The sequence below is a fragment of the Tardiphaga sp. 215_C5_N2_1 genome (assembly GCF_052076055.1).
In the GTDB taxonomy this organism is placed as follows: domain Bacteria; phylum Pseudomonadota; class Alphaproteobacteria; order Rhizobiales; family Xanthobacteraceae; genus Tardiphaga; species Tardiphaga robiniae.
The window spans coordinates 32008-58027 of record NZ_CP197240.1; the positions used below are offsets into that span (position 1 = coordinate 32008).

At 61.5% G+C, this 26020-nt stretch carries 31 protein-coding genes and 1 riboswitch; of the genes, 12 read left to right on the forward strand and 19 right to left on the reverse strand.

Going from position 1 to position 26020, the window contains the following annotated elements; all coding sequences use genetic code 11:
• The first annotated feature begins 74 nt into the window (after nt 1-74).
• A complete protein-coding gene (gene sseA / locus AB7828_RS00165; RefSeq protein ID WP_441229042.1) occupies nt 75-929 on the forward strand; it encodes a 3-mercaptopyruvate sulfurtransferase in 855 nt (284 codons plus the stop codon).
• 12 nt (nt 930-941) lie between these two features.
• On the opposite strand, the gene AB7828_RS00170 is transcribed toward sseA, so the two are convergent.
• Nucleotides 942-1736, reverse strand: coding sequence for a hypothetical protein (locus tag AB7828_RS00170; protein WP_439062626.1), 795 nt, complete (start codon nt 1734-1736; stop codon nt 942-944).
• A 358-nt stretch (nt 1737-2094) separates the two neighbouring features.
• Between AB7828_RS00170 and AB7828_RS00175 the strand changes: the two genes are divergently transcribed.
• Nucleotides 2095-3291 (forward strand): L,D-transpeptidase family protein, encoded by a 1197-nt coding sequence (locus tag AB7828_RS00175; RefSeq protein WP_441229043.1) that lies wholly within the window; start codon nt 2095-2097, stop codon nt 3289-3291.
• Nucleotides 3292-3371: 80 nt separating this feature from the next.
• On the opposite strand, the gene AB7828_RS00180 is transcribed toward AB7828_RS00175, so the two are convergent.
• Nucleotides 3372-4331, reverse strand: coding sequence for a D-2-hydroxyacid dehydrogenase family protein (locus tag AB7828_RS00180; RefSeq protein ID WP_441229044.1), 960 nt, complete (start codon nt 4329-4331; stop codon nt 3372-3374).
• A 114-nt stretch (nt 4332-4445) separates the two neighbouring features.
• Nucleotides 4446-4652, reverse strand: coding sequence for a hypothetical protein (locus AB7828_RS00185; protein ID WP_089267387.1), 207 nt, complete (start codon nt 4650-4652; stop codon nt 4446-4448).
• A 231-nt stretch (nt 4653-4883) separates the two neighbouring features.
• Here AB7828_RS00185 and ettA point away from each other — a divergent pair, with 231 nt between their 5' ends.
• The 4 genes from ettA to AB7828_RS00205 all read left to right on the forward strand — a co-directional run bounded on the left by ettA (nt 4884) and on the right by AB7828_RS00205 (nt 9301).
• A complete protein-coding gene (ettA, locus tag AB7828_RS00190) occupies nt 4884-6533 on the forward strand; it encodes an energy-dependent translational throttle protein EttA (RefSeq protein ID WP_089267386.1) in 1650 nt (549 codons plus the stop codon).
• A gap of 13 nt (nt 6534-6546) precedes the next feature.
• Nucleotides 6547-7317 (forward strand): trans-aconitate 2-methyltransferase, encoded by a 771-nt coding sequence (gene tam / locus AB7828_RS00195; protein ID WP_089267385.1) that lies wholly within the window; start codon nt 6547-6549, stop codon nt 7315-7317.
• Between the two features lie 107 nt (nt 7318-7424).
• Nucleotides 7425-8051 carry a TIGR00645 family protein gene (locus AB7828_RS00200; protein ID WP_120289007.1) on the forward strand — a complete coding sequence of 209 codons (627 nt, stop codon included), beginning with the start codon at nt 7425-7427 and terminating at the stop codon, nt 8049-8051.
• A gap of 14 nt (nt 8052-8065) precedes the next feature.
• Nucleotides 8066-9301, forward strand: a complete 1236-nt coding sequence (locus tag AB7828_RS00205; RefSeq protein WP_441229045.1) for a lytic murein transglycosylase — start codon at nt 8066-8068, stop codon at nt 9299-9301.
• 95 nt (nt 9302-9396) lie between these two features.
• Here AB7828_RS00205 and AB7828_RS00210 read toward each other — a convergent pair whose 3' ends face one another.
• Complete coding sequence (locus AB7828_RS00210; protein ID WP_068732235.1) at nt 9397-9693, reverse strand: hypothetical protein; 297 nt, start codon at nt 9691-9693, stop codon at nt 9397-9399.
• Between the two features lie 254 nt (nt 9694-9947).
• Nucleotides 9948-10259 carry a hypothetical protein gene (locus AB7828_RS00215; protein WP_068732237.1) on the reverse strand — a complete coding sequence of 104 codons (312 nt, stop codon included), beginning with the start codon at nt 10257-10259 and terminating at the stop codon, nt 9948-9950.
• A 379-nt stretch (nt 10260-10638) separates the two neighbouring features.
• On the opposite strand from AB7828_RS00215, the gene AB7828_RS00220 reads away from it, so the two are divergent.
• Together AB7828_RS00220 and bfr are read left to right on the forward strand one after the other, a co-directional pair.
• Nucleotides 10639-10926, forward strand: a complete 288-nt coding sequence (locus AB7828_RS00220) for a (2Fe-2S)-binding protein (protein ID WP_068732239.1) — start codon at nt 10639-10641, stop codon at nt 10924-10926.
• A gap of 150 nt (nt 10927-11076) precedes the next feature.
• Nucleotides 11077-11562: a bacterioferritin gene (bfr, locus tag AB7828_RS00225; protein WP_068732242.1), complete on the forward strand. Its 486-nt coding sequence runs from the start codon at nt 11077-11079 to the stop codon at nt 11560-11562.
• Nucleotides 11563-11583: 21 nt separating this feature from the next.
• Here bfr and AB7828_RS00230 read toward each other — a convergent pair whose 3' ends face one another.
• From AB7828_RS00230 to AB7828_RS00245, 4 genes are all read right to left on the reverse strand, one after another.
• On the reverse strand, nt 11584-12174 hold the full coding sequence (locus AB7828_RS00230; protein WP_439057677.1) for a hypothetical protein: 591 nt from the start codon (nt 12172-12174) through the stop codon (nt 11584-11586).
• 115 nt (nt 12175-12289) lie between these two features.
• Nucleotides 12290-12895 (reverse strand): MSMEG_1061 family FMN-dependent PPOX-type flavoprotein, encoded by a 606-nt coding sequence (locus tag AB7828_RS00235; RefSeq protein WP_441229046.1) that lies wholly within the window; start codon nt 12893-12895, stop codon nt 12290-12292.
• Nucleotides 12896-13286: 391 nt separating this feature from the next.
• The gene (locus AB7828_RS00240) at nt 13287-13532 is read right to left on the reverse strand and encodes a DUF2188 domain-containing protein (protein ID WP_068732250.1); all 246 of its coding nucleotides are present in this window, start codon (nt 13530-13532) and stop codon (nt 13287-13289) included.
• Nucleotides 13533-13680: 148 nt separating this feature from the next.
• Nucleotides 13681-14034: a hypothetical protein gene (locus tag AB7828_RS00245; RefSeq protein ID WP_441229047.1), complete on the reverse strand. Its 354-nt coding sequence runs from the start codon at nt 14032-14034 to the stop codon at nt 13681-13683.
• Between the two features lie 255 nt (nt 14035-14289).
• On the opposite strand from AB7828_RS00245, the gene AB7828_RS00250 reads away from it, so the two are divergent.
• Complete coding sequence (locus tag AB7828_RS00250; protein ID WP_441232173.1) at nt 14290-15354, forward strand: alpha/beta fold hydrolase; 1065 nt, start codon at nt 14290-14292, stop codon at nt 15352-15354.
• Nucleotides 15355-15433: 79 nt separating this feature from the next.
• Here the strand turns inward: AB7828_RS00250 and AB7828_RS00255 are convergent, their stop codons facing one another.
• Entirely contained in the window at nt 15434-16030 is a 597-nt protein-coding gene (locus AB7828_RS00255) for a collagen-like protein (protein WP_441229048.1), read from the reverse strand.
• Between the two features lie 199 nt (nt 16031-16229).
• Here AB7828_RS00255 and AB7828_RS00260 point away from each other — a divergent pair, with 199 nt between their 5' ends.
• Entirely contained in the window at nt 16230-16733 is a 504-nt protein-coding gene (locus AB7828_RS00260) for a DUF2380 domain-containing protein (RefSeq protein ID WP_441229049.1), read from the forward strand.
• 70 nt (nt 16734-16803) lie between these two features.
• Here the strand turns inward: AB7828_RS00260 and AB7828_RS00265 are convergent, their stop codons facing one another.
• Nucleotides 16804-17190: a RidA family protein gene (locus tag AB7828_RS00265; RefSeq protein WP_309946679.1), complete on the reverse strand. Its 387-nt coding sequence runs from the start codon at nt 17188-17190 to the stop codon at nt 16804-16806.
• Nucleotides 17191-17328: 138 nt separating this feature from the next.
• Here AB7828_RS00265 and AB7828_RS00270 point away from each other — a divergent pair, with 138 nt between their 5' ends.
• Nucleotides 17329-17679: a hypothetical protein gene (locus AB7828_RS00270; RefSeq protein ID WP_441229050.1), complete on the forward strand. Its 351-nt coding sequence runs from the start codon at nt 17329-17331 to the stop codon at nt 17677-17679.
• A 7-nt stretch (nt 17680-17686) separates the two neighbouring features.
• On the opposite strand, the gene AB7828_RS00275 is transcribed toward AB7828_RS00270, so the two are convergent.
• From AB7828_RS00275 to AB7828_RS00310, 8 genes are all read right to left on the reverse strand, one after another.
• Complete coding sequence (locus AB7828_RS00275; protein ID WP_089267375.1) at nt 17687-17908, reverse strand: helix-turn-helix domain-containing protein; 222 nt, start codon at nt 17906-17908, stop codon at nt 17687-17689.
• A 366-nt stretch (nt 17909-18274) separates the two neighbouring features.
• Nucleotides 18275-18829 (reverse strand): hypothetical protein, encoded by a 555-nt coding sequence (locus AB7828_RS00280; protein ID WP_441229051.1) that lies wholly within the window; start codon nt 18827-18829, stop codon nt 18275-18277.
• Between the two features lie 184 nt (nt 18830-19013).
• A complete protein-coding gene (gene thiC / locus AB7828_RS00285; protein ID WP_441229052.1) occupies nt 19014-20942 on the reverse strand; it encodes a phosphomethylpyrimidine synthase ThiC in 1929 nt (642 codons plus the stop codon).
• Between the two features lie 31 nt (nt 20943-20973).
• The gene (locus AB7828_RS00290; RefSeq protein ID WP_441229053.1) at nt 20974-21582 is read right to left on the reverse strand and encodes a thiamine phosphate synthase; all 609 of its coding nucleotides are present in this window, start codon (nt 21580-21582) and stop codon (nt 20974-20976) included.
• Nucleotides 21569-22351 (reverse strand): thiazole synthase, encoded by a 783-nt coding sequence (locus AB7828_RS00295; RefSeq protein ID WP_441229054.1) that lies wholly within the window; start codon nt 22349-22351, stop codon nt 21569-21571. The genes AB7828_RS00290 and AB7828_RS00295 overlap by 14 nt, the downstream gene beginning before the upstream one ends.
• Before the next feature lie 6 nt (nt 22352-22357).
• On the reverse strand, nt 22358-22555 hold the full coding sequence (thiS, locus tag AB7828_RS00300) for a sulfur carrier protein ThiS (RefSeq protein WP_441229055.1): 198 nt from the start codon (nt 22553-22555) through the stop codon (nt 22358-22360).
• Nucleotides 22546-23583 carry an FAD-dependent oxidoreductase gene (locus AB7828_RS00305; RefSeq protein ID WP_441229056.1) on the reverse strand — a complete coding sequence of 346 codons (1038 nt, stop codon included), beginning with the start codon at nt 23581-23583 and terminating at the stop codon, nt 22546-22548. Before AB7828_RS00305 ends, thiS begins: the two co-directional genes overlap by 10 nt.
• A riboswitch (TPP riboswitch) is annotated at nt 23571-23715 on the reverse strand. Its footprint overlaps the gene before it by 13 nt.
• Before the next feature lie 88 nt (nt 23716-23803).
• Entirely contained in the window at nt 23804-24310 is a 507-nt protein-coding gene (locus AB7828_RS00310; protein ID WP_441229057.1) for a transglycosylase SLT domain-containing protein, read from the reverse strand.
• 219 nt (nt 24311-24529) lie between these two features.
• Here AB7828_RS00310 and AB7828_RS00315 point away from each other — a divergent pair, with 219 nt between their 5' ends.
• The gene (locus AB7828_RS00315; protein ID WP_441229058.1) at nt 24530-26017 is read left to right on the forward strand and encodes a hypothetical protein; all 1488 of its coding nucleotides are present in this window, start codon (nt 24530-24532) and stop codon (nt 26015-26017) included.
• Nucleotides 26018-26020 lie beyond the last annotated feature (3 nt).

Genomic DNA, 26020 nt, shown 5'->3' on the forward strand with positions numbered 1-26020 from the left:
GCTGCGAGTGAAGACGTGGATGGCCGGGACAAGCCCGGCCATGACGGTGTTTCAAAATAAAAGGGCACTTGTGCATGACATCCACCGATCCTCTCGTCTCGACCGAATGGCTCGCCGCGCATCTCGGCGATCCCAAGGTGAAGGTCATCGATGCGTCGTTCAAGATGCCAGGCGTGCTGCCGCTGCCGGTCGATGACTATCTGGCGGCACACATTCCCGGCGCGGTGTTCTTCGATGTCGATGCGGTCTCCGATCACTCTGTGTCGCTGCCGCACATGTATCCGGCTGCCGACCAGTTTGCGCGCGATGTCGGTGCGCTCGGCATTTCCTCCGATGATACGGTCGTCGCCTATGATGCGGGTGGCTGGGTCGCGGCGCCGCGGGCGTGGTGGATGTTCCTCTCTTACGGCCACGTCAATGTGAAGGTGCTCGATGGCGGGCTGAAGAAGTGGAAGGCCGAAGGTCGCGCGACGGAAACCGGAAAGTCGTCACCGAAGCCTGGCGCTTTCAGCGCCGCGCTCGACAAGTCGTACATCCGCAGCAAGGCGCAGGTCGTTGCCAATCTGGATTCGCGCAAAGAGCAATTGATCGATGCGCGTGCCGCCAATCGCTTTGAGGGAAGTGTCCCTGAACCGCGCGCCGGCATTCGCTCCGGTCACATCCCCGCCAGCCGCAACCTGCCTTACAACCTGCTGTTCGATGCTGCGACCGGCACGATGAAGTCGCTTGAAGAGTTGCGCGCAGCCTTCACCGGCACGGGGCTCGATCTCGACAAGCCCATCGTCACCACATGTGGCTCGGGCGTATCTGCGGCGGTGTTGACGCTGGCGCTCTATCGTCTCGGCGTGCGCGGTTCAGCGCTCTATGACGGCTCGTGGTCGGAATGGGGGCAGCCCGACGGTCCGCCCGTCGCGACCGGACCGGCGTAACCGGGGTCGAGGTCAGCGCGCGACCGGCAATCCGAACGGGTCAGTTGGCTGTGGCGCAGCGGCCGCGATAGGCTTGGCGGCCACACGCCGCTTTTTGACGACGATGCGCTTCTTCACGATCTTCTTGGCGGGCTCTGCAGCAGGCTTCGCTTTCGGCAGTGGAACTGACTCGGTATCGATGGGCGGTCCGCCCAGCATCGCAATTTTCGTCGAAGACAATTTTGCGTCATCGTCGGTCAGCGTGGCCGTCTGTTGTGGCCCCGCTACGACCTCTACTGCGGCGGCTGGTGCCGGAACGGCGGCAGGCTCGGGAGGAGGGGCAGCAACTGGTTCGACGGAGGTCGCTGGTGCGACGGCAACCGTCGTTAGAGGTTCCCGTTCTTCGATCTTCGTTGCTTCCGACTTCGTTGCAACTTCAGGCTTCGGCGTCGCCGCCACCGGGGCAGTCATCTCGATAGCCGGTGCGGCCGGCGTCGACGGGGGCACCGCGGTCTCGGGTAAGGCGACCTTTTCCGGCTCCGCAGGAGCCGCGATGGGGGGCACTGGTTCTGCCGCCGATGTCGCAGAGACCACTGGCGGCGCGACAGTCTCAGGGGTGGGGGCTGGTGCCTCGACGCGCAGCATGGCCAATGTCGGCGGAGCTTCGACGGGCGGCTGCGCAAAGACGGTCGGCGCCGCGCGCCTGGTCGGAATGGTCGCGAATTCCTGATGGGCAGAGCGCAGCAGGGCTGCGGCGCCAAGGCCGAAGACCACCAACGAGACTGTGAGCAGGACGGCTGCGAACAGAAATCGGAAACCCGGAAGCATGAATGGCAGTTCCGCCTTCGGACAGACCGTGGAAGGCTTTCGAACGACGGGGACGCGGTGACAACACTGGAAGCGGCCCGTTCCGCAGAATCGGCTGCCGCCAAAGCGTCGCGAATCAGGACCATTTGAGGATAACGCACGGCCTCAGGAACCGTTTGTTAAAAAGTGAGATGCACAACTGAGGACGCATTCCTGAGCAGTGATTTCAGCGGGGGTGAGGCAAGATAGCCACGCCGGCGTGTGATCTCGCGAATATGACCGAAATGGGAAGCTTTTTTCCGGAATTGTCTTGAATGCGCCGCTATCCTGCGCGATCTGACGGCATGTTCCGGTTTTTGCTTGAGCTTATACAAGGGCAATGATGATCAAGCGTGTTTTGACGACATTGGCGACCGTGGCTCTCGGTAGCGTCGCGGGTCATTCGCTCGCGGTGGCGCAGGGCTATCCTGTTGGCACGCCAAGCGGCTATTCGATCCCGGCCGACCCAAACTACCCCCCGGGCGGCTATCCGGCCAATTCACGCGCCGATCGCGCGCTGGACGCCATGCCGGATTTTGATGCGCTCGACGAAGATGACGCGCCGCCCTCTCGCGGTGGCCGGCCGATGACGGGGCTGTCCGCGCCCGGAATTGCGCCCCAGAGCCCGGTGATGTCTCCGGATGATCCGCGCTACGGTCGCCCTGCTGGTGCTGCCCCGGTTTATTCCGATCGCGCCATGCCGCAGGGCCCGGTGATGTCGCCGGACGATCCACGCTATGGCCGCCCAATGGCGCCGCCGGCGGTGGTCTATTCGAACCGTGGCAACGGTGATGGCGCAGTGCGTCCGCCTGAAGGCATGGGCGGGCAAGGCGCTCCTGTGACAGGCTCCGTTCAGGGGCAGGGGCAGGGGCAGGGGCAGGGTCTGGGCGCCAATGGCAGCTCCGTGATGGTGGCTTCATTGCCTCCGGAAGATCAGCCGGAAACCGGTCCGGCGCAGTTGCCGCCGCAGTTCCGCCGGCAGGAAGTCAATTTCGTCACGAAGGAGCCCGCGGGCACCATCGTCGTCGATACGCCGAACTTCTATTTGTACTATGTGCTCGGCAACAACCGCGCGATGCGCTATGGCGTCCGTGTCGGCCGCGACGGCTTCACCTGGAACGGTGTGCAGAAGATCACTCGCAAGGCAGAGTGGCCGGATTGGCATCCGCCGACCGAGATGATCGAGCGTCAGCCCTATCTGCCGCGCTTTATGGCCGGCGGCGAAGGCAATCCGCTCGGTGCCCGCGCGATGTATCTCGGATCGACGGTCTATCGTATTCACGGCACCAACCAGCCGTCGACCATCGGCAAGTCGGTGTCGTCGGGCTGCTTCGGCATGCTCAACGACGACGTCTCGGATCTGTTCGAGCGCGTCAAGGTCGGTACCCGCGTGGTGGTGATGCCGGGCAAGGCTCCGGCAACGACCGCCTCCGCGCAGCCCGTGCCCGGCCCGAGCGCCAGCGCTGCTCCAGCGCCGCTGCCCGGTACCCAGCCGACATCGGTTCAGCCGCTACCGGCTCCGGTCAGCATTCGCTGATTTCTTTCAGCTGATTTCGAGAAAACGGGCGCTGTGTAATCACACGGCGCCCGTTTTCTTTTGCGCAGTGAGCGCTTGCGTCAGTTGAGCTTGCGGACGGGGGCGCTGTTCAACCAGCCGCCGATGCCCTCGATCATCTCCGCATAGATCCGCTTGTAATTTTCGGCGGTGACATAACCGAGATGCGGCGTGATCACGATGTTGTCGAGTTTGCGCAGCGGACTGTCGAGCGGCAGCGGTTCGTGGGAATACGTGTCGATGCCGGCACCGGCAATTTTCCCGGCTTGTAGCGTCTCAAGTAGCACCGCTTCGTCGACGATCGGGCCGCGTGCCGTGTTGATGAGATAGGCTGTCGGTTTCATCCGCGCGAGATCTGCACGTGACACCAATCCGCGTGAGCGATCACTCAGCACGAGGTGGATCGTAATGATGTCGGCCTGGGCGAACAGTTCTTCCTTGGTGGCGTAGGTGACGCCGGCTTTTTCGCAGGCCTCGGGCGTCAGATTGGTGCTCCAGGCAATCGTCTTCATGCCAAGCGCGCGGGCAATGCCGGCAACCTGACTGCCGAGCTTGCCGAGGCCGATGATCCCGAGCGTCTTGCCTTCGATGTCCTCGCCGATCGTCACCTGCCAGGGCTTGCCGGCCTTCATGCGTGCGTTTTCAAAGCCGATCTTGCGGGTCAGTTCCAGCATTAGGCCGATGGTCAGGCCGGCCGTCGGATTGCCCACCATCGCGGTACCGCAGACCGTTATGCCACGAGCCTTCGCGGCCTCGAAATCGATCGCGGCATTGCGCATGCCTGAGGTGATCAGCAGCTTGAGTTTCGGCAGCGCTTCGAACATCGCGCGTGGAAACGGCGTCCGCTCGCGCATGGCGCAGATGATCTCGAAATCCTTCAGCGCCGTGGCTGCCTCGTCTGCCGACGCGAATGGCTTGTCGAAGACCGTGACCTCGATGCGATCGTCAAGCACGCTCCAGTCGCCGAGTCTCAAGGCCACGTTCTGATAGTCGTCGAGAATTGCACAGCGCAGCCGCGTCATGGGATCGTCCATCCGGTGTGGTGATGACGGTGTTGAAGCCGTCAGGGGATGGACACATTGCGCGCCTCGCGGGCGTGCGCAAGCGTCTGCATCGTCGGCGGCAGTGCGATCAGCTTAATGTGAGGGCGGGACCGGCGCGGACGGGTCCTTGGCGCGACAGGCGGGGCCCGGGCCGCGCATGTAATGCTGCTCGGGCCGGTAAGGATCGAAGGCGGCGACGAAGAACAGCTGCCAGAACGTCCGGATTTCGTGGAGTAGGCCTGGGCGCGCCGCGCGGGTTTCGGCGGCGGCTGGAGAGGGGACTGATGTAGTGATCGCCATGACGAGGCTCCGCCTGTCTGCCCGCGACTTCAGTCGCGAGGGGCATGATTGATCGCCCTGGGAGCACTCTTGGCGGAAGTCGTTAAAAAGCGGTTTTAATTGTCATAATGGCTGCCTCGAAGAAGTGCAGAGTTACCAAATCCTTAAGACCCCCGGTTGCCCTTTCGGGGCCACGCCGCTACATCAGCGACAACCCATTTTTCACGCCCGCGACGGTTTTCAAGGATCACGATGGCTCGCCAATTCGTCTACTTCATGCAGGGTCTGACCAAGGCCTATCCGACCCGCAAGGTGCTGGATAACGTCCATTTGTCGTTCTACCCGGACGCCAAGATCGGCGTGCTCGGTGTCAACGGCGCCGGTAAGTCGACGCTGCTCAAGATCATGGCGGGCCTCGACAAGGAATACACCGGCGAGGCCTGGGTCGCGCAGGGCGCGCGCGTCGGCTATCTCGAACAGGAACCGCAGCTCGATGCGTCTTTGAACGTCCGCGAGAACGTCATGCTTGGTGTCGCCAAGCAGAAGGCTGTTCTCGATCGCTACAACGAGCTGGCGATGAACTACTCGGAAGAGACCGCTGACGAGATGACCAAGCTGCAGGACGAGATCGAGGCGCAAGGCCTCTGGGATCTCGACAGCAAGGTCGACCAGGCGATGGATGCGCTGCGTTGTCCGCCTGACGATGCCGACGTCACCAAGCTCTCCGGTGGTGAACGCCGCCGCGTCGCGCTCTGCAAGCTGCTGCTCGATGCACCCGAACTGCTGCTGCTCGACGAACCGACCAACCATCTCGACGCCGAGTCCGTCTCATGGCTGGAAGGCCATCTGCGCAACTATCCCGGCGCGATCCTGATCGTGACCCACGATCGCTACTTCCTCGACAACGTGACGTCCTGGATTCTCGAACTCGATCGCGGCCGCGGCATTCCCTACGAGGGCAACTACTCGTCCTGGCTGGTGCAGAAGCAGAAGCGTCTGGCACAGGAAGGCCGCGAGGACGCAGCCCATCAGAAGACGCTGGAACGCGAGCAGGAGTGGATCGCCTCGTCGCCCAAGGCCCGTCAGGCCAAGTCGAAGGCGCGCTACCAGCGCTATGACGAGCTGCTCAAGAAGGCCAGCGAGAAGCAGACCCAGGGTGCGCAGATCACCATTCCGGTGGCCGAGCGCCTCGGCGACAACGTCGTCGACTTCGAAGGCCTCACCAAGGCCTATGGTGATCGCGTGCTGATCGACGATCTGACCTTCAAGCTGCCGCCCGGCGGTATCGTCGGCGTCATCGGCGCCAACGGTGCCGGCAAGACGACGCTGTTCAAGATGATCACCGGCCAGGAGAAGCCCGATAGCGGCACGATCACCGTCGGCGAGACCGTTCATCTCGGTTATGTCGATCAGTCGCGCGATGCGCTCGACGGCAAGAAGACCGTGTGGGAGGAAATCTCGGGCAATAACGAACTGATCCTGCTCGGCAAGAAGGAAGTCAATTCGCGCGGCTACTGCTCGTCGTTCAACTTCAAGGGCGGCGATCAGCAGAAGAAGGTCGGCGCATTGTCGGGCGGTGAACGCAACCGCGTGCATCTCGCCAAGATGCTGAAGTCCGGCGCCAACGTCCTGCTGCTCGACGAACCGACCAACGACCTCGACGTCGACACGCTACGCGCGCTGGAAGAGGCGCTGGAAGACTTCGCCGGTTGCGCCGTGATCATCAGCCATGACCGCTGGTTCCTCGACCGTATCGCGACCCATATGCTCGCTTTCGAAGGTGACAGCCACGTGGAATGGTTTGAGGGCAACTTCCAGGACTACGAGAAGGACAAGATGCGTCGTCTCGGGCAGGATTCGATCATCCCGCATCGCGTGAAATACAAGAAACTGACGCGCTGAGGAGAACTCTCAAATGGCCGACTGGAGCGCGCAGCAGTATCTGAAGTTCGAGGACGAGCGAACCAGGCCGGCACGGGATCTGCTCGCGCAGATTCCGCTTCTCGATGCCCGCAAGGTCGTCGACATCGGCTGCGGACCCGGCAACTCGACGGAGCTTCTGGTCAATCGCTGGCCGCAAGCATCGGTCATCGGTGTCGATACGTCGGCCGATATGCTGCGGCAGGCGCGGGAACGGCTGCCCGCGCAGACGTTCATCGAGGCCAATATCGCCCATTGGGTGGCGCCGGCCGGCTCCGATGTCTTGTTTGCCAATGCCGTGTTTCAGTGGGTGCCGGATCACATCAAGCAGCTGAAGCGTCTTGTCGGTGCCTTGCCTGACGGTGGCGTGCTGGCCGTGCAAATGCCGGATAATCTCGACGAGCCCTCGCACATCCTGATGCGCGAGGTCGCCTATCTCGAGCCGTGGCGCGCGCAGCTCTCGAAGGCTGCGGAGCTGCGCGACTCGCTGCCGAAGCCCGGGGCCTATTACGATGCGCTGCAGCCGCTGTGTTCGCGGGTCGAGATCTGGCACACCGTCTACAATCATGCGTTGGCCGATGCCGCCGCGATCGTGGAATGGGTGAAGGGCACCGGGCTGCGTCCGTTCGTCGATCCGCTGGAGCCGCCGGAGCGCAAGGCTTACATCGCTGAGTATACCGCGCGCATCGCCGCCAGCTATCTGCCGCAGGCGGATGGCAAGGTTCTGCTGAAATTTCCGCGGATCTTCATTGTCGCTGTCAAATAGCTGATGCGGCCAGTTGCCGCGCATTCACGACATCATCGCGTCCAGAACGCGCCGCTATAAGATCGGCGCTTCCATTGCATTCCGATTCGACCCATAGCGAGCCCCCCATGTCCATGACGCCCGAAACGCCATTGCCGCCCAGAGGAAAAGGCGGGGCGATGCGACCGATTCCGGCGCTGATCTTTGGCTCGCGCTGGCTGCAGCTGCCGCTCTATATCGGCCTGATCGTGGCGCAGTGCGTCTATGTCGTGCTGTTCCTCAAGGAACTCTGGCATCTGATCGCGCACTCGTTCGACTTCAGCGAACAGCAGATCATGCTGGTCGTGCTGGGTCTGATCGACGTTGTGATGATTTCCAACCTGCTGGTGATGGTGATTGTCGGTGGCTACGAGACCTTCGTATCGCGGCTCAATCTGAACGGCCACCCGGACGAGCCGGAATGGCTCAGCCACGTCAATGCCAGCGTGCTGAAGATCAAGCTGGCGATGGCGATCATCGGCATCTCGTCGATCCATCTGCTGCGCACCTTCATCGAGGCCGGCAATCTCGGAAGCACCAGCGCGCGCACGACAAACTACACCGAGGTGGGTGTGATGTGGCAGACCATCATCCACATCGTGTTCATTCTCTCGGCCGTTGGCATCGCCTATGTCGACAAGCTCTCGAACGGAGTTGTTCCGCATTCGCCAGAAAACGGTCACGGCAAGCAGGGCCATGGAGGCCACGCGCATTGAAATTGAAGCCGGGCATGTGGACGACACTGCGACCGCTCTCAGTCGTCGTCATCCTGTGCCTGATAATCGGGCCGGTTCCGTTGCTTGCTGCACCTGACGCCAGCTTCACCACCTTCATTGCTTCGCTCTGGCCTGAAGCCCAACAGGCGGGCGTCTCGCGCAAGACCTTCGATGAGGTCACGCGCGGGCTGGAGCCGGACTACAAGCTTCCGGATCTCATTCTGCCCGGCCGTCCTGCGACTGGCGCGCCGTCGCAGGCGGAATTCGTGCAGGTGCCCGCGGACTATGTGAAAGAGGCCAGCGTCATCCGGCTGGCGGGTGAGGGGCAGCGGCTGTTGCAGAAGCACCGCGCGACACTGGCTGCCATCGAGCAGCGCTTCGGCGTGCCGGCGACAATCATCCTGGCGATCTGGGGGCGCGAGACCGATTACGGTCGGTATGCGTTGCCCTATGACGGCATTCGCGTGCTGGCGACGCAGGCCTATGTCGGCCGCCGCAAGGACCAGTATCGCGGCGAGTTCATCGCAGCATTGAAGCTGATCGAGCGCGGCGACGTATCGCGCAAGGATCTGCGCGTGTCCTGGGGCGGCGCGACGGGGCTCACGCAATTCCTGCCGTCGGAACTGGATAAGCACGGCGTCGATTTCGACGGCGACGGCCGTGTCGATATCTGGAAGGCGGTGCCGGATGCGCTGGCATCAGCGGCGCAGCAACTCACGAACAAGGGTTGGCAGCGCGGTCTGCGCTGGGCCTATGAAGTGCGTGCGCCGGCCAATGCCGACTGTACGATGGGTGTGCCAGAAGTCACCCGGCCGATTGGGGAGTGGATTCGTGCCGGCTTCATTCCGGTCCATGGCGAGAAGCTCAGCGCGGCGGAGCAGGCGCAGCCGGCATCGCTGCTGCAGCCGGAAGGGATCTATGGCCCGGCCTTCCTGACGACGAAGAACTATTTCGTCATCAAGGAATACAATTTCTCCGATCTCTATGTGTTGTTCGTCGGCCATCTCAGTGATCGAATGGCTAATGCGCAGCCCTTTGCAACGCCGTGGTCGGCATCGAACCAGTTGCGCAGCACCGATGTCGAGGCCATGCAGCGGCACCTGACGAAGCTTGGTCTCTATGCCGACAAGATGGACGGCAAGGCCGGCATGAAGACGCGTGCCGCGCTCGGCGCCTATCAGAAGTCAGCGGGCCTCAAGGTCGATTGCTGGCCCAGCGAGACGGTGTTGCGCGCGATGAACGCAAGATAGTCGCACCTTCAATCGCCCAACGAAAAACCCGGCCGCGTAAACGGCCGGGTTTTGAATTTGGATCGTGCGCGCGAATGCGCGGTCATCAGATCAGATCAATCGCAAACTTCGACCGGGCGCGAACGCCAGACACCGCGATATTCGTCCCAGACGCGCTGGCGGACGACACGGCATTCCGGTTCGACATAAACCGGAGCGGGGGCGTAGCCGTAGCCATAGGCCGGAGCCGGACGGCTGGCTGCAATGGCGCCACCGAGGAGAGCGCCACCGATCAGGCCACCGGCAACGCCAGCGGCGATGCGGCCACCGTCGGCCTTTGCGGCAGGCGCAACAGCAACCAGCGAACCGGCAACCGTCGCGGCGGCGAGCAAGGCGGAAATCGTCTTCTTCATCTCAAGTCTCTCCAGAAGGGCGCCGCAAGCGACGCACGGTTAAAGGTCTACTCACGCTGCGATTCGAACTGACGGCCTCACTTAGAAGCGCCCAACCGTCAATTCGATGTAAACGTTAGCCAGTCAGTGATCCGAAAAAGCGGTTTTTTCGGGCCATTGCAAGCATCACGCACTGGAAATGTCGTAGGTTTCCGATGCGTGACAGGAGATCACAGTAATCTCAGAGATCACATGATCCCGGAGATCGTACGATCTCAGCCGCACACGCGGACGCGGCGAATGCGCCAGCCATAGCCGTCCCAAAAACGCTGACGTTGCCAGAAACAATCGCCATAATAGCCCGGGCCGGCCACATAGGCAGGACGGCCGTAATAGCCGTAGCCGGGACCATAGTATCCCGAGCCGGCAGCGATCGCGCCGCCAAGCAGGGCGCCGCCAATCAGACCTGCAGCCACCGCGCCACCGCCGCCATGTCCACGCCAGTGCTGCGCGCTTGCCGATGTCGGAGCCATGGCGGAAACGGCCAGGGTGGCAACGGCGGCAATGGCCATCAGAGTTTTCTTCATGGCATTCCCTTTCTCAATCGGGCTTCGCTCACACATAGCGCTGCCTGACGCGAAAAGTTTCATACTTCACTTGAATGATCAATGAACGGGACCGCGCGATCCAGGTTACATCTTGATATTAAAGCCATTCCGGACGGAGGTTCGCGACCCTCCCCAAGGGCATGCCGCGCTGCAGGCGGTTACTGGATAGGGGCATCTGTCGGCTAGCCGTCTCCGATCATGGCGCTTGCGAGCGCTCAGACGAATTTTAGATTCGTTCCAATTTCTTCCATGCGATCAGTAGTTTGGAATAGCTTCAAAGTCGGCGTTTTCCTTTTGCATCGGGGCGGCCTCTTACATATCCAAGAGGGGTCCTGACCTGCGAGTTCGCCTTCATCTCATGATCGTTTGTTCCTGCAACGTCTTTTCCGACCATGATGTCCGTAGTGCCGTTGCCGGAGCGCGTCCGCCGCGTACGCCGGGGCAGGTCTATGGATGCCTCGGTTGCAGCGCCCAGTGCGGACGGTGCGTACGGACGATCAAGAAGATCATGGACGAAGCGCTGGGCGCCTGCGCCAAGTCCTGCTGTGCCGGATGCCCGCATACAGCGGCCCACGGGCAGTCTCACACCGAGACTCATGCGCATATCGAACTGGCAGATATTGCCTCGATCGAAGCGGCAGCCTAAGCGCTTATAAATTCAACAGCTTTCCAGCTTTTCCACGCCCTTTGCCGAATTGAGCAAAGAAGGGTTGTCCTGTCGTTGAATCTGATTTAGAAGCATTCTAAATTTAGACGAGGGCCTGTTTCGGACGGGTTCAGCAGACAGGAGAACATCATGAAGGGCGACCCGAAGGTCATCGAATTCCTCAACAAGGGCCTGCGCAGCGAGCTCACCGCGATCAGCCAGTATTGGCTGCACTTCCGGCTCCTGAATCACTGGGGATTGGTCGACATGGCCAAGATGTGGCGCAAGGAATCCATCGAAGAGATGAATCACGCGGATCGTTTTACCGATCGCATTCTCTTTCTGGACGGCTTCCCGAACATGCAGGTTCTCGATCCGTTGCGCATTGGCCAGACAGTCAAGGAAATCATCGAATGCGATCTGGCCGCCGAAATCGGTGCCCGCACGCTTTATGAAGAAGCCGCCACCTACTGCCACGGCGTCAAGGATTACGTCTCGCGCGACCTGTTCGAGAAGCTGATGAAGGACGAGGAAGGTCACATCGACTTTCTCGAAACCCAGCTCGATCTGATCGAGCGGATCGGCATCGATCTCTACACCCAGAAGCACATGGGTGGCCTTGAGAGCGAGTTCTAAGCCAGGATCATCTGCGGCGTCTCAATAGACGCCGGACAATGTCGTCCGCCCCTGTTCCGGCAGGGGCGGTTTCGGCATATCGCATTTCGCGAATGCCGCGCGGATCGCCGCAGTCGATCCCTCCAGCGGATATTCGACGGCCGTTCGGCCCCCGTTGATCGACCTGATCCGGACATACAACGTCTTCGCACCGGCAAGCTCGCTGACAAAGGTTGCGATCTCTGCCCTGTCTTCGATGACGATGATCTGGTTTCCCCGCACCACCCGCGAGCCGACGTCGTCGTGACCAGGTTTTCCATCGAAGCGATAGCCGAGCACCGTGTTGCGGTTGCTGCCGATCTTGAAATCAAAGGCGAAGCGGATCAGTGGCGCGCCGTCGATGCATGTCAGCAGCAATGATGAGACGCGTGGAAAATCCACATTGCTGTTTGACGCTTCGGCAAAGACATAGGCGCTCGGTAGTTCGGCTCCGGTAATGCGGTCGATCTGGTGCGGGATCAGCCATTCGCCTGCATAGGTTTCGTCCCGTTCTGTCACGAATGGATCACGCACGCAGCCGCCTAGGATGAGGCCCGCGACCGTCATCAACTGGATCAACGCAACGCCACGCACAACGCTCTCCCCAAGCGTCGTGACTATACAACCTTAAGTGATAATTTCAAATAGAGGTTGTGCGTGGATGGCCGCGGCTACCGGAGCTCCTTTGGATCCGGACGAGGCCGACGAGCTACAACTGCTGGCGATAGGCGACGTCGATCTGTTCCTGGGTCATCGGCTCACCGAGTTTGGTCTGGTCGTGAACCATTTCGGAGATGCTCGGCATCACGGAGCGCTTCACCTGTACTTCCGGCGACCACAGCTTCGAACGCATCAGGGCCTTGCCGCAATGGAAATAGGCTTCGGTGACGGAGATGCTCAACACCGCGCGCGGGAGCTTGCCGAACTCTTCCATCGACGCCATCAGTTCCGGGTCTTTAATCAGCTTGGCGACGCCACTGACACGCAAGGTGTCGTCGATGCCCGGAACGAAGAAGATCAGCTGCACATGGCCGCTGCCCGCCATCAGATTCTGGAACGTATCGATGCGGTTGTTGCCGGGACGATCTGGCATCTGCAATTCGGTCGGCGAGGCGATCCGCACGAAGCCGACGCCGCCACCGCGCGGCGATGCATCGACAGTGCCGTCGGGACCCGACGAAGCAAGCACGCAGAACGGCGACAGCGAGATGAACTTGCTGGAGTGCATATCGAGCGTCGGTCGCGCCTTGGCGATCACGCGCGGATGCGGCGTTGGATAAATGGTGCGGAGTTCGTCTGCTGCGACGTCGGTCACGTCTGCTCTCCCGATATGATTTGATAACGCTAAACTAGCATGGTGGCGCCTTGCGGAAAAGTCGCGCAGACAGCACCGCAACCGACGCCGGAGTCACCACGCGACTCCATAACGAATGTTGTTTGCCGATTTGGCCCGTTCGCTATGAGTCTGTGGCGTCTTTGTGTGGCCCGGGCCAATTGATGACGCCGGCCCACCAACGCAACCGTGTGCGTGTCACAAGTGCAAGCGATGCGGCGATTTCAATGACGCCGCTGGCGATGATGAGTTCGCGCGCGAAGGGTACCAGGTGGGCGTGATGAGCAACAACTTCTCCGGCATGGCGAGATACGCAATGCCGGACGCCATCGGGCGCGTTGACGTCAGTTGGGTCATTCACCTGTCTTCGCGATCAGGCCTTGTCGATGATGTGGGTGTTGGGACGATCACTGCCCGAGGCCGTTTCCTCGTGCCACTGCCCTTTCTCGTCCTCATAGGCAATCACCTCAGTGCGTCCCGGCACCCTCTGCTCGGCCGCGGCGCGCTTGGCGGCTGCGGTGGCGAGTGCGTGCGTCGCATACGGCTCGGAGAAGACGGCGCCAACCTTATAGGCCCAACCGCCATCATGCTCGACGATCACATAGGTCACTTCCGTCATATCAGTCTCTCTTTATCCTGTAGTGCCCGCGGCGAGGTGACGGCGGGGCCGGAATGACCTAACGCGCCGCGCGCAGAATTAGCCTCAAATTGGGCCCGATTGCCTGTGGATTGCAAGGCCGCACCCTGGCACCGTTTCGTGATTGTCATCATGCGGCGTCAGCCGGAACGAAACAGCTGATGATGATCTCGCCGCGATGGCGCACATACCAGACGACAGCTTCGCCAACGGGGTTGCCGCGATCGCGGATCACGGCGCGCCTCGGCACCTCCGTCCATATGCCTTCGATCGGCACCCAATAGGCACCGTTGCGGACGTCATATTCGGTGCGATGGCCGTCGGAGATATCGCAACACGGCACGCCATTAGGGCTGATGACGCTTTTGAACCAGTTCCGGATATCGTCGGGCACATCGCCGAACTGGCCGCGATCGATGGCGTGTGCTGACGCGGTCATCACGGTGAACACTGCAAGCAGCACCACTTGAATCAATCCCCGCATGCGAACCTCACATCGGTGTTGTATCACGCGCGGACGCCGGGTGCCGCACGGGACGACTCGGATTCTTGCGATGATTAAGCCTGAGCTATGGCGGCGACGCCTGCCCAAAGATTATACCCGGCGCGACGAGCTGGGGATCGCTGCGCTGCAGTATCAATCTGTCGGTCTCCTGGCTCGCGCTGCCGTGCTAGCATCTGTGTCAAGCGGTCCGATCAAATGGCTGCGCCGGGGAGGATGACTATGCCCAGCGGTTCTATGCGCGCGTTGTGCGCTGCTGCTGTCGTGACATGTGCTTCGCTTGCTGCCGTGACCGCGTTCGCCGCTGATTATCCGGCGCCAAAGCAGGGCGACTGGATAGCGAAGGATTTCAAATTTCATACCGGCCATGTGATGCCGGAGTTGAAGCTGCATTACACGACGGTGGGTGAGCCGAGCGGCCAGCCGGTTCTGGTGCTGCATGGCACCGGCGGTTCGGCGCAGAGCATGTTGACGCCTGCTTTTGCGGGTGAATTATTCGGCGCGGGCCAGCCGCTCGATGCCGCAAAATACTACATCATCATTCCCGATGCGCTCGGCCACGGCAAATCGTCGAAACCCTCTGACGGGATGAAGACCGCATTTCCGAAGTACAATTACGACGATATGGTCGATGCCCAGCACCGGCTGCTGATCGAAGGGCTCGGCATCACGCATGTGCGGATGGTAATCGGAAATTCCATGGGCGGCATGCATGCGTGGATCTGGGGCACGAAATATCCTGATGTGATGGACGCCCTGGTGCCGATGGCCTCGCAGCCGACCGAGATGAGCGCGCGAAACTGGATGATGCGGCGCATGATGATCGAGACCGTGCGCGCCGATCCCGACTACAAGGGCGGCAACTACACATCGCAGCCTGGCATGATCAAATTTGCCAGCGTGATGTATGGCATCGCAACAGCCGGCGGCACGCTGGCCTATCAGATGCTGGCGCCGACCGGCGAGGCCGCCGACAAGAATGTCGATGACCGGCTCAAGGCGCCGTTTGTCGCCGATGCAAATGATTTCATCTATCAGTGGGAATCGTCGCGCGACTACAATCCATCAGCAGGTCTGGAGAAGATCACATCCGTCGTGCTCGCGATCAACGCTGCCGATGACGAGCGCAATCCGCCGGAGACCGGGTTGATGGATGCCGCGCTGAAGCGGATCAAACATGCGAAGATGCTGCTGATCCCGGCGAGCACCGAGACCCGTGGTCATCTCACGACAGGCGGTGCGAAATTCTATAAGCAACAGCTTCAGGAGCTGCTGCAGACCGCACCGCAGCGGACCATGTAAAAAGTAAAGGCGACGGGCCGGCATTGCGGCGCGTCGCCTGATCTGTTGTCACGCGTCCGTATCGAACGACGCAGCAGTGCTAGTCGTCCTTGTTCTTCTTGCGCTTCTTCTTTTTCTTGCCGTCGTCGGTTTCGTCAGACTCGTCCGCGATGGCGGCTTCGGCCTCGATCATCGCGGCGACACGTTCAACGGCTTCCTGCTGCTCACGCAGCAGCGCCTCTTCGCGCTCCTGGGCTTCGCGCAGGCGCATCTGGCGGTGGTCTTCCCAGGCGTCGAACACCATGTGCAGCCACGGCATGATCTGCTCGAGGCTCGGCAGCGTGCCGGGAGGACCCTGCTCGCCGCGCGGCCCGGCTTCACCCTGCACACCGGGTTTGCCCTGAAGGCCCTGTTCACCCCGTGGTCCCTGCGGCCCGGCCTTGCCCTGCGGTCCGATCTGACCAGGCTTGCCGTCGGCGCCAGCCTTACCGTTGACGCCAGCCTTACCCTGAGGGCCTGCTTCGCCGCGCTTGCCCTGCGGCCCCGGCTTGCCATTGGCGCCGGCTTTGCCGGCCACGCCCGGCTTGCCCTGCGCGCCGTCCGGCCCCGGCCGTCCGGGATGGCCCTGCGGTCCGGGAAGTCCCGGTTCGCCGCGGGGGCCGCGTAATCCGGTTTGGCTGATCGTATCTTTTGCCACGCCTCACACTCCGTATTGATTCTGTCCGGCCGCTTTTAACAGGGGATGGATGACGGCTTCAATTCGCTGCTGCCGCCATGCCACCACAGACATTGCCGGTTGCGCTTCACCACATGCGGACTAGCATCGGCTGTCGCTTGACCTGCCGGCACCCGCGCCAGGTTGGCGTGGCGGCGAACAGAAGATCAGGGAGGAGAACATGCGGAGAGGGCAGGTTCTGTGGTTGCTGTGCGGCGCTGTGGCGCTGCTGGGGGCACCTGCGCCGGCCGCGGCTGCCGGACAGCTCGCTGTCGCGGTGGCCGATTTCGACTATAGCGACACCTCGAGCGAGGAGGCCGACCAGTCCGCGCAGCATCGCGACCGCATGACCATCTTCGCTACACTGCTGCGCGACGGGCTGGCGCAGCGCGACTACCGCGTGGTGCGTCCGGCCTGTCCGCAGCCCGCCTGCACTGCCATCAGCATGGCGCCCGACGATCTCGTCGCCGCAGCACGCCGCGACGGCGCGCGTTACCTGGTCTATGGCGGCATCCGCAAGATGAGTACGCTGGTGCAATGGGGCGAGGTGCAGTTGTTCGATGTCGAGCGCGAGCAGCTGGTGATGCGTCGCGCCGTCACCTTCCGCGGCGATACCGACACAGCGTTCCGCCGCGCCGCCGATTTCGTCAGCGAGACGGTGAAGGATGCGATGGCCGGCCGATGAGCGTCGTCAGAACGTGCAGGATCGCGTTCAATGCGCCGCTGGACGCGTCGCGCAGCCTGCGGGTTATCGATCACGCATCCAGTAGCGAAGCCACACACTCGATCTCGATCAGCATTGCCGGATTGGGCAGCGCCTGAACCACGCAAGTGGTGCGCGCCGGATAGGGCGGTGGTCCGAAGGCTTCGGCATACAGAGCATTCATGGGAGCCACGTCGGACGCGCGCGTCAGCAGCACGTTGACCTTGACGAGGTGCGAGATGTCGGTGCCTGCATCCTTCAGCACTCGTTTGATCGTGCGCACCACAAATCCGAACTGCGCCTCGAAGTGTTCCGGCAATTGGCCATCAGCGTCGAAACCGGGAATGCCGGAGACGAACAGGAGATCGCCGACCCGCGCCGCATAGGACAGCGGCGGCGCCTTGATTCCGGGAGGGGGCGGGAAGTGCTGGATGGGCATGATCAGGCCTCGCGCTCATGTGTGACGGGCCAGCGTAGCAGGTCTACGCAAGGTGCGCCCGCGAATTGCCGAGCCCTGTCGAACCTGAACGGGATCCGCGGCGACTTACGCTCTCATCAGGGCAACGGGCGACGACATATGAAATCATATCTGGCGCTGCTGACCTTGTTGGCCCTCACGAGCGCAACGCATGCCGGCGAGATACGCCTAGGGGCGTCCATGCAGGTAAAACCGCATTCGATCTGGTTCGGGGATCGCGCGAATCTGGCGCGATGGCAGGCACTGAAGAAAGCCGGCGATTCAAAAGCTCTGGCGTTGTATCAGGATGGCCTGCTGCAGGCGCGCGAGGCATGGCAGTTCACCAGGCCGCTCACTGTCAGAATTCGCGGCTTTGAGCCGAAGGCGCATCTCGTCGATGTCGAGATGCAGACCGAAGGCCGGCTGCAGGGCTCCACATGGGTGCTGGATACCAGCGCGCTCCAGCAATAGCGCCGCGCTAGCCGTGTGCCGGCACATCGGCCCCATCCGCTGAATACTGTTTGATCTTGTTACGCATGGTGCGAACGGAGACGCCAAGCACGCGGGCGGCATGGGTGCGGTTGCCGTCGCAGCGCGCCAGCGTCTGCAGCATCAGTTCGCGTTCGACCTCATGGACAGTCGCGCCGATCAGCATCGTCACGACCTCGCTGGGATCTGACGAGGGTGCGAACATGTCCATTTCAGCCGGCGAATCGTCACGCGGGCGGCGAAGGGACTCGTAAAGGGATTCCTGGATCATGGGTATCTCCCGATCAACGCCTGCTTCGTTGCGCGAAGCAACAACATCGAGAACGAACAGCCCCCAGCCGTTGCGTTGCGGCAGGTTGGGCGCGATTGGTTAACGAAAGGTTAATTCATGGGTACCATTGGGTGTATCGCCGGGATTTTGCAACAAAGAAAGTCGCTTTGTCTGCCCTTGGCGCCTTGGAACCCGCATGTCGATAAGCGCACAGGATCCGCACTAGATATTGGCACCGCGGTTTCGATCAGCTGGTTCTAGTCGCGCGGCGGCCGAGGAGGGAAGCTCTCGACATTCATTGACATCTTACAGCGGTGACGGAATCCGGTGGCGCTTCCTTGCCGTTTCCTGTGGTTTCCCCTCAGTAAGGTCCGGCATTTTTTTCTCACCTGAGATAGCGGTAAGAAAGAGATACTGTCCATTGAGCACTGACAAACAAAGCGTCAGCAGAAGCTTGGTTTCATTCCAATTCTTTTGGTCCTTCCCGATCGAAGTAGGCATCATGCCTGAGACAAGGCCTTCGATTTGTTTCAAGTAATGATCTAGGAGCTGAGCGAAATGCGATTGGTTCGACAAAAGGCGGCAAGATTGAATGATGCTTCTAATTCGAAAGCACAATTTATGCATTTCCAGATCATGCTGAAATGCTGACTTGAGCGCAGCATCGCTATCGAGCGAAGAAGTTTTTGATAGAAGTTCTTCAATCTCTTTAACTACGAACCCCACGCCTCTCTGCAGAACTTCAAGTTTCTCAAGCTCTTTTGTGAAATCTACGTTCTTTGCTTTGCTCCAACCGAGTACCAGGTCGGAACCTTGCTTTAGATATCCAAGAGCAATCCCAACTGTAAGTGGATCAGGCATCTGGGCTCCAATCGTACTTGGTCAATCTTGGTTGCGTTGGATGTATACAACAAAATATCAATCTGGGGTAGAATGTTCGATCGGCTCTTAAGATCTCAATTGAAAAGCGGCCAAGCTCCAGCTTGGCCGCTTTTCAAAAACTGTTGCGAAATCGTCGTGCGATTTTATCTTACCGATCCCTTCCCTACAGCGCCTTATTACTGTCCTTCACCGCCTGCGCCTGGACATAGACCTGCTGGCCCATGTCCTTGAACTTCTGGCTCATGCTGGCCATGCCGTCCTCGATCACGCCACTCATCGACATGCCCATCGACGCCGTGCCGCCGAGGTTCAGTGCGGCCTTTTCGTTGTCGCCGAGGGTCGCTGCATAGTCGCGGACGTCCTGCGTGATCTTCATCGAGCAGAATTTCGGTCCGCACATGGAGCAGAAATGCGCGACCTTGTGGGCGTCCTTCGGCAGCGTCTCGTCGTGATAGGCGACGGCGGTTTCCGGGTCCAAGCCGAGATTGAACTGGTCCTGCCAGCGGAAGTCGAAACGGGCGCGTGACAGCGCGTCGTCGCGGAGTTGCGCGGCGGGGTGGCCCTTGGCGAGATCCGAGGCATGCGCGGAGATCTTGTAGGTGATGACGCCGACCTTGACGTCGTCACGATTGGGCAAGCCGAGATGCTCCTTCGGTGTCACGTAGCAGAGCATTGAACAGCCGAACCAGCCGATCATCGCGGCACCGATGCCCGAAGTGATGTGGTCGTAGCCCGGCGCGATGTCGGTGGTCAGTGGCCCCAAGGTGTAGAACGGCGCTTCGCCGCATTCCTTGAGCTGCTTGTCCATGTTGATCTTGATCTTGTGCAGCGGCACATGGCCGGGGCCTTCGATCATCACCTGGCAGCCCTTCGCCCATGCCACCTTGGTGAGCTCACCGAGCGTCTCCAGTTCGGCGAATTGCGCGCGGTCATTGGCATCCGCGATCGAGCCGGGGCGCAGACCGTCGCCGAGCGAGAACGACACGTCATACTTGCGCATGATGTCGCAGATCTCGTCGAAGTGGGTGTAGAGGAAGCTCTCCTTGTGATGCGCCAGGCACCACTTGGCCATGATCGAGCCGCCGCGCGAGACGATGCCGGTGACACGGTTGGCGGTGAGATGGATGTAAGCAAGACGCACGCCGGCATGGATGGTGAAGTAATCGACGCCCTGTTCGCACTGCTCGATCAGCGTGTCCTTGTAGAGCTCCCAGGTTAGCTTGACCGGATCGCCGTCGCACTTCTCCAGCGCCTGATAGATCGGTACGGTGCCGATCGGGATCGGCGCATTGCGCAGGATCCATTCACGGGTGGTGTGGATGTTGCGGCCCGTCGAGAGGTCCATCACGGTGTCGGCACCCCAGCGGATCGCCCACACCATCTTGTCGACTTCTTCTTCAACTGACGATGTCACGGCGGAGTTGCCGATATTGGCATTGATCTTGGTGAGGAAGTTGCGGCCGATGATCATCGGCTCCAGTTCGGCGTGGTTGATGTTGCAGGGAATGATGGCGCGGCCGCGCGCGATTTCCGAACGCACGAATTCCGGCGTGACGAACAACGGCACTTCGGCGCCGAAGCTCTCACCATCGGCGCGCGCGGCCTCGGCGCGCTCGAGCTGGACCTTGCGGCCGAGGTTTTCGCGCTCGGCGACGTAGATCATTTCCTTGGTGATGATGCCGGCGCGGGCGAACTCATATTGCGTGATCATGGCATCGCCGACGCCGCGCAGCGGCTTGTGATAGGCCTTGAACGACTTTGCCGCATGGGCTGCGCCGACATTGCCGTTATCTTCCGGCTTGATCTCGCGGCCCTGATATTCCTCGACGCCGCCGCGTTCCTTGACCCAATCGAGGCGCGCGCGGGACAGGCCGTTATTGACGTCGATCAGCACGTCCGGATCGGTATAGGGACCCGACGTGTCATAGACCGGCAGGTTCGGCTCGCCGGCGCCTTCGCTCAGGATGATCTCGCGCAGCGGCACGCGCAGGTCCGGCGCGCTCTCCGGGATCGCGTAGATCTTGCGCGACGAGGGCAGGTTGCCGGTGGTGACGGCGGGCAGGGTGGTGTCGGGATTGGAGCGGATGTTCATGGACTAATCCTCCGTTGTCGTTCTTGAAATGTCAGGCGGCTTTGGCGGATGCGCAAAGCCATTGATGGACGCGAGCGTCCGGGTCTGCGTGTTGGGTGACGTCGCTGACGACGGCGATGGAATCCGCGCCAGCGGCAAAGATCTCTGCGGCTTGTTCGAACTTGATGCCGCCGATCGCCACCAGCGGCAGCGTGCCGATGCGCTTCTTCCAGACCGAGATTTTCGGAATGCCCTGCGGCGCGAAGCGCATCGATTTCAGCGTGGTGAAGAAGATCGGCCCGAGCGCGACGTAATCCGGCTTCGCGCTTAATGCGGTTTCAAGTTCGTCCTCGTCATGGGTCGAGAGGCCCAGCGTGATGCCGGCCTTGCGGATCGCGGCAACATCGGCCTCGGCCAGATCTTCCTGGCCGAGATGCAGATGCTGCGCCTTGAGGTCGATGGCGACGCGCCAGTAGTCGTTGACCACCAGCTTGGTCTTGGTGCCGTTGGTCACGGTCAGCGCCTCGCGAAACAGCGTCGTCGCCGCTGTGTCGTCGAGATCCTTGGCGCGAAGCTGCACGGTGCCGACGCCCAGCTGCGTGAGGCGTTTCACCCAGGCTACGGTGTCGACGACGGGATAGAAACGGTCAGGATACGGCATGCCAGAACGGTGTCCCGATGACTGGAGTGGAAGGAGAAGCGAAGTCGCGCGCGCCCATCAGGCCCGCCTCGAAGCCGGTGCGGCCGGCCTCGACGGCGAGGCGGAAGGCATTGGCCATGGCGACGGGATCGGCCGCCTTGGCGACGGCGGTGTTGAGCAGCACGGCGTCATAGCCGAGTTCGAGCGCTTCGGCGGCATGCGATGGCGCGCCGAGGCCGGCATCAACCACCAGCGTGATATCGGGCAGGCGGTCGCGCATCAGTTTCAGCGCGTTGGCATTGATGATGCCGCGCGCGCTGCCGATCGGCGCCGCCCATGGCATCACCACCTTGCAGCCGGTATCGACCAGGCGCATCGCGACGCTAAGATCCTCGGTGCAATAGGGGAACACCTCGAAGCCGTCCTTGATCAGGATATCGGCGGCTTCGACCAGACCGACCACGTCGGGCTGCAGCGTGTCGTTGTCGGCGATCACTTCGAGCTTGATCCAGGATGTGCCGAACAATTCGCGTGCGAGCTTCGCCGTCGTCACCGCTTCGCGCACGCTGCGGCAACCCGCGGTGTTGGGCAGCACGGTGACGTCGAGTTCGCGGATCAGCGACCAGAACGCATCGCCGGTCTTGCCGCCGGCGGATTCACGCCGCAGCGACACGGTGACGATGCCGGCGCCGGAAGCGCGGATCGCGTCCTGCATGATCGCGGGCGACGGATAGAGCGCCGAGCCGATCAGCAGGCGTGATTTGAATTCCTTGCCGTAAAAACTCACCATCAGGAATCAGCCTCCCTGCCGTGGCGTGATGATCTCGATCTCGTCGCCAGCCTTGAGCGGCGTTTGCGTCCATGCGCTGCGTGGCACCACGTCGAAATTCAGCGCAATGGCACAGTGCGTGCCTTCGTAGTCCAGTTCCTGCAGCAGCGCGCCGACATGCGACGCCTCGATCTCGCGGTGCTCGCCATTGACGGTCACTTGCATTGCATCACCTCATTGTCGATCTCGCCACGCTGCACATAAGAGAGCGTCAGCTCCGCCAGCGCAGGCGCCAGCAGGAAGCCGTGGCGATAGAGGCCGTTCACCGCAATCGTGTTCTTGTCGATCGCGATGCGCGGCAGGTTGTCGGGAAAAGCCGGACGCAAACCCGAGCCGAATTCGAGAATGCGCGCTTCGGCAAAGGCGGGATGCACTGCATAGGCAGCGCCGAGCAGTTCGAGTGCGGAGCGCACGCTGACGCCGGTATCCTCGCCCTCGATGGAAGTCGCGCCGAGCATGAAGCGGTTGTCCGCGCGTGGAATCACATAAAGCGGCCAGCGCGGATGCATCAGGCGGATCGGGCGCGAGAGCTGCACCTCGTCGGTCTCGACGATGATGATTTCGCCTTTGACGCCGCGCAGCTTCGGCGTGCTGGCATCGTCACGCGCCGCAAGCCCGCGGCAATCGATCACCAGACCGTCGAGGTCTTTTGGCTGCTGCTCGCTGTTGTATTTGATGATGCCGCCGGCGGCGGTGATCCGCGCATGGAGTTGCGGGAGCACGCGGCGCGGCTCCACATGGCCTTCGCCGGGATAGAACAGCCCGTCGCGAAACCGGCCTTCGAGCGAGGGCTCGATCTCGGCGACGCCTGCTGCATCCAGCCGCGTATGGCCGGAGGTCATCTTGGCGAAGCGTTCGAAATCGGCGCGGTCACGCGCATGCGCAACGACCAGCGAGCCATTGAACGGTGTGTCGGGGAGTTCCTCGCGCCACAGATCGAGTGCACGTAGGCCGAGGCGGGAAACCACAGGCTCGGAGACTTCGGCTTCGCACCACGGCGCCAGCATGCCGCCGGCCCAGTGGCTCGTTGCGTCGCGCATATTCGCGTCACTGCGTTCATGCAGCGTCACGGCGTGGCCGGCCTTGGCCAGCATCAACGCCTGCCAAGCGCCGGCAATGCCAGCGCCAATGACTGATATCGATTGACCCGCCACGGGATAGTCCCCGCGCGGAGATTGCGTAGTCTGAAACATCCCTGTCCCTTCGCCGGCATGACCCGGATCAGGTTCAAAGGGTCACCGCGGTCTCGCGCGTCTCTTCCGGAACAGGAAAAGTGCAAGCTTGCGGTATCTCAGCTCCTCGTCGGAGCCCCCCTCGGAACGACTCTAATGTAAACCTATGGATGGGCGTGTCAACGCGGCCCAGGAATCCCTTGACGTGTAATCCCTTGGGATTCCACCCGATCACGCACAATTACGGCTTCGAAGCCTGCGCGTTCGCATTGGCCGTGTTCTGCAGGTGCAGGCGCTCGGCATCCTTGGCGAAGAGTGGCTGATGCGGCGGCGCGGAAACTTCACGGCGCTGACGCTTGGCAGCATAGTAGTAGCCGCCGGCATAATACGACACTGCGCGGTTGTGATTGCCGTTCGCAGCGCGGTAGGCGCCGGCGAGATACTTCACCGCGTAAGTGAGATTGGTGTTGGGATCGCGGAGGCCTTCGGCGGTGCCGGTGTAGCCAACACCGCGCGCGGTCGCGAGCTTGATCTGCATCAGGCCGATGGTGCCGCCGCGGCCGATCAGATTGGGGTGATACTTGCTTTCGCGCACGATCACACGATGCACCAGCGCCTCGGGCACGCCATTGGCCTGGGCATGGGTGGCAACCATGGCGTCGTAGTCGGCACGCTGCTGTGCGGATGCCAGTTGCGGAAGAGCGGCAACAGCCAGAATCGTCGCCAGGGACAGAGAAATACGTTTCATGAATGGTCTCGAAAACTTCGGTCCCCCGCCAGTAGCGGAGGCAGTCTTTCAGACGGCCTAAACCATCCGATTCAATTATCCGAGATGAGGGCTCGAATTGCGTCTTTCTGTAGGCCAGATTCGCGAGTTCCGCCCGGTATTTACCCCAAATTATGCCCTGTCATGCTTTCTTGCGGTATTCCTGCGCTTTTCTTGCGACTTTCTAAGGGCATGCCGAGCATGACGATGTCCGCCACCCATCCCGCCGAAGCCCGCAAGACGATGCACGGGCTGCTCCCGCTCTGGGCGGGAATCGCGGTCTATGCGCTGCTGCTGGCGGCGGGCAAAGCACTGCTCAACGATCCCGACACCTATTGGCAGATCGCAGTGGGGCAGTGGATTCTCGATCATCAGGCAGTTCCGCAGACCGACATCTATTCCTTTACGATGCGTGGCCAGCCGTGGATCTCCACGCAGTGGCTGGCGCAGGTCCTTTACGCGCTGGTCTATGGCGTCGCCGGTTGGACCGGCCCTGTCGTACTCGGCGCGGGTGCGGTCGCTCTCACCATCGCGGTGCTGACGCGGTTTCTCGACAAGCGTCTGCCGACCACGGCAACACTGGTGCTGGTTGCAACGGCTCTCGCGCTGATGGCGGGGCATGTTGTTGCGCGGCCGCATCTGCTGGCGATGCCGGTGATGGTGGCATGGGTCGCCGGTCTCGTGAATGCGATGGATCGCAAAAGCGTGCCATCCTTCTGGCTGCTGCCACTGATGGTGCTATGGGCCAATCTGCACGGCGGCTTCATTCTCGGATTGGCGCTGATCGGTCCGATCGGCATCGATGCGATCTGGCATGCACCGAAGACGATGCAGCGCGCGCTGCTGCTGCGCTGGGCGCTGTTCGGCATTGCCGCGTTGGCAGCAAGTTGCGTGACGCCTTATGGCTGGGACTCGCTACTGGCGTCGCGTCGCATTCTCAATCTCGGTGAAGCGCTGGCGCTGATCGGCGAATGGCGGCCTGCGAATTTCAATCATGCCGGGCCTCTGGAACTGACCGTGCTGGCAGCGTTCGCGCTGGCGCTATGGCGCGGCGTCACGCTGCCGCCGATGCGCATTGTGCTCGTGATCGGCTTCGTGTTCATGGCGCTCAGTCACGTGCGCAACGCCGAAGTGCTGGCGCTGCTGGCGCCGACGGTCTTGGCGACGCCGCTTGGTCGACAAATCGGTGGACCTCAGATGCCAGAGGCCAATCATGTATCGCCGCAGCGCAGCTTGTTATTCGCGGGGATCGCGATCTGTCTAATCGCCGGGACATTCGTGTTGGCGTCCGTGCAGCGCTACATGCCGCGTGAGGCGGCTGCGCCCGCAAAGGCGGTGACTGAACTCCAGAAGCTCAATCTCAGTCGCGTGTTCAACGATTACGACTTCGGCGGCTATCTGATCGCGCGTGGGGTGCCGACCTTCATCGATGGCCGTACCGAATTGTTCGGGACGAAGCTGATGGTCGACCACAACAATGCCAGCGGTCTGATCGAGCCCGACAACCTGTTCCGGCTGCTGAAGGATTACGACATCGAGGCGACGTTGCTGCGAACCCAGAGCGCAGCAACCAAGCTGCTCGATCGCGTCGATGGTTGGGAGAAGGTCTATAGTGACGACATCGCTACGATCCATCTGCGCAGGCCGGGTGCGGTCCACAGCGTTGCGCCAGCGGTGAAGGCGAACTGAGCG

Bases quoted from the DNA above. Each gene is read 5' to 3' on its own strand.
- sseA (WP_441229042.1), top strand. From the start codon at position 75: ATGACATCCACCGATCCTCTCGTCTCGACCGAATGGCTCGCCGCGCAT.
- AB7828_RS00170 (WP_439062626.1), bottom strand. From the start codon at position 1,736: ATGCTTCCGGGTTTCCGATTTCTGTTCGCAGCCGTCCTGCTCACAGTC.
- AB7828_RS00175 (WP_441229043.1), top strand. From the start codon at position 2,095: ATGATGATCAAGCGTGTTTTGACGACATTGGCGACCGTGGCTCTCGGT.
- AB7828_RS00180 (WP_441229044.1), bottom strand. From the start codon at position 4,331: ATGACGCGGCTGCGCTGTGCAATTCTCGACGACTATCAGAACGTGGCC.
- AB7828_RS00185 (WP_089267387.1), bottom strand. From the start codon at position 4,652: ATGGCGATCACTACATCAGTCCCCTCTCCAGCCGCCGCCGAAACCCGC.
- ettA (WP_089267386.1), top strand. From the start codon at position 4,884: ATGGCTCGCCAATTCGTCTACTTCATGCAGGGTCTGACCAAGGCCTAT.
- tam (WP_089267385.1), top strand. From the start codon at position 6,547: ATGGCCGACTGGAGCGCGCAGCAGTATCTGAAGTTCGAGGACGAGCGA.
- AB7828_RS00200 (WP_120289007.1), top strand. From the start codon at position 7,425: ATGTCCATGACGCCCGAAACGCCATTGCCGCCCAGAGGAAAAGGCGGG.
- AB7828_RS00205 (WP_441229045.1), top strand. From the start codon at position 8,066: ATGTGGACGACACTGCGACCGCTCTCAGTCGTCGTCATCCTGTGCCTG.
- AB7828_RS00210 (WP_068732235.1), bottom strand. From the start codon at position 9,693: ATGAAGAAGACGATTTCCGCCTTGCTCGCCGCCGCGACGGTTGCCGGT.
- AB7828_RS00215 (WP_068732237.1), bottom strand. From the start codon at position 10,259: ATGAAGAAAACTCTGATGGCCATTGCCGCCGTTGCCACCCTGGCCGTT.
- AB7828_RS00220 (WP_068732239.1), top strand. From the start codon at position 10,639: ATGATCGTTTGTTCCTGCAACGTCTTTTCCGACCATGATGTCCGTAGT.
- bfr (WP_068732242.1), top strand. From the start codon at position 11,077: ATGAAGGGCGACCCGAAGGTCATCGAATTCCTCAACAAGGGCCTGCGC.
- AB7828_RS00240 (WP_068732250.1), bottom strand. From the start codon at position 13,532: ATGACGGAAGTGACCTATGTGATCGTCGAGCATGATGGCGGTTGGGCC.
- AB7828_RS00245 (WP_441229047.1), bottom strand. From the start codon at position 14,034: ATGCGGGGATTGATTCAAGTGGTGCTGCTTGCAGTGTTCACCGTGATG.
- AB7828_RS00250 (WP_441232173.1), top strand. From the start codon at position 14,290: ATGCGCGCGTTGTGCGCTGCTGCTGTCGTGACATGTGCTTCGCTTGCT.
- AB7828_RS00260 (WP_441229049.1), top strand. From the start codon at position 16,230: ATGCGGAGAGGGCAGGTTCTGTGGTTGCTGTGCGGCGCTGTGGCGCTG.
- AB7828_RS00265 (WP_309946679.1), bottom strand. From the start codon at position 17,190: ATGCCCATCCAGCACTTCCCGCCCCCTCCCGGAATCAAGGCGCCGCCG.
- AB7828_RS00270 (WP_441229050.1), top strand. From the start codon at position 17,329: ATGAAATCATATCTGGCGCTGCTGACCTTGTTGGCCCTCACGAGCGCA.
- AB7828_RS00275 (WP_089267375.1), bottom strand. From the start codon at position 17,908: ATGGACATGTTCGCACCCTCGTCAGATCCCAGCGAGGTCGTGACGATG.
- AB7828_RS00280 (WP_441229051.1), bottom strand. From the start codon at position 18,829: ATGCCTGATCCACTTACAGTTGGGATTGCTCTTGGATATCTAAAGCAA.
- thiC (WP_441229052.1), bottom strand. From the start codon at position 20,942: ATGAACATCCGCTCCAATCCCGACACCACCCTGCCCGCCGTCACCACC.
- AB7828_RS00290 (WP_441229053.1), bottom strand. From the start codon at position 21,582: ATGCCGTATCCTGACCGTTTCTATCCCGTCGTCGACACCGTAGCCTGG.
- AB7828_RS00295 (WP_441229054.1), bottom strand. From the start codon at position 22,351: ATGGTGAGTTTTTACGGCAAGGAATTCAAATCACGCCTGCTGATCGGC.
- thiS (WP_441229055.1), bottom strand. From the start codon at position 22,555: ATGCAAGTGACCGTCAATGGCGAGCACCGCGAGATCGAGGCGTCGCAT.
- AB7828_RS00305 (WP_441229056.1), bottom strand. From the start codon at position 23,583: ATGTTTCAGACTACGCAATCTCCGCGCGGGGACTATCCCGTGGCGGGT.
- AB7828_RS00310 (WP_441229057.1), bottom strand. From the start codon at position 24,310: ATGAAACGTATTTCTCTGTCCCTGGCGACGATTCTGGCTGTTGCCGCT.
- AB7828_RS00315 (WP_441229058.1), top strand. From the start codon at position 24,530: ATGACGATGTCCGCCACCCATCCCGCCGAAGCCCGCAAGACGATGCAC.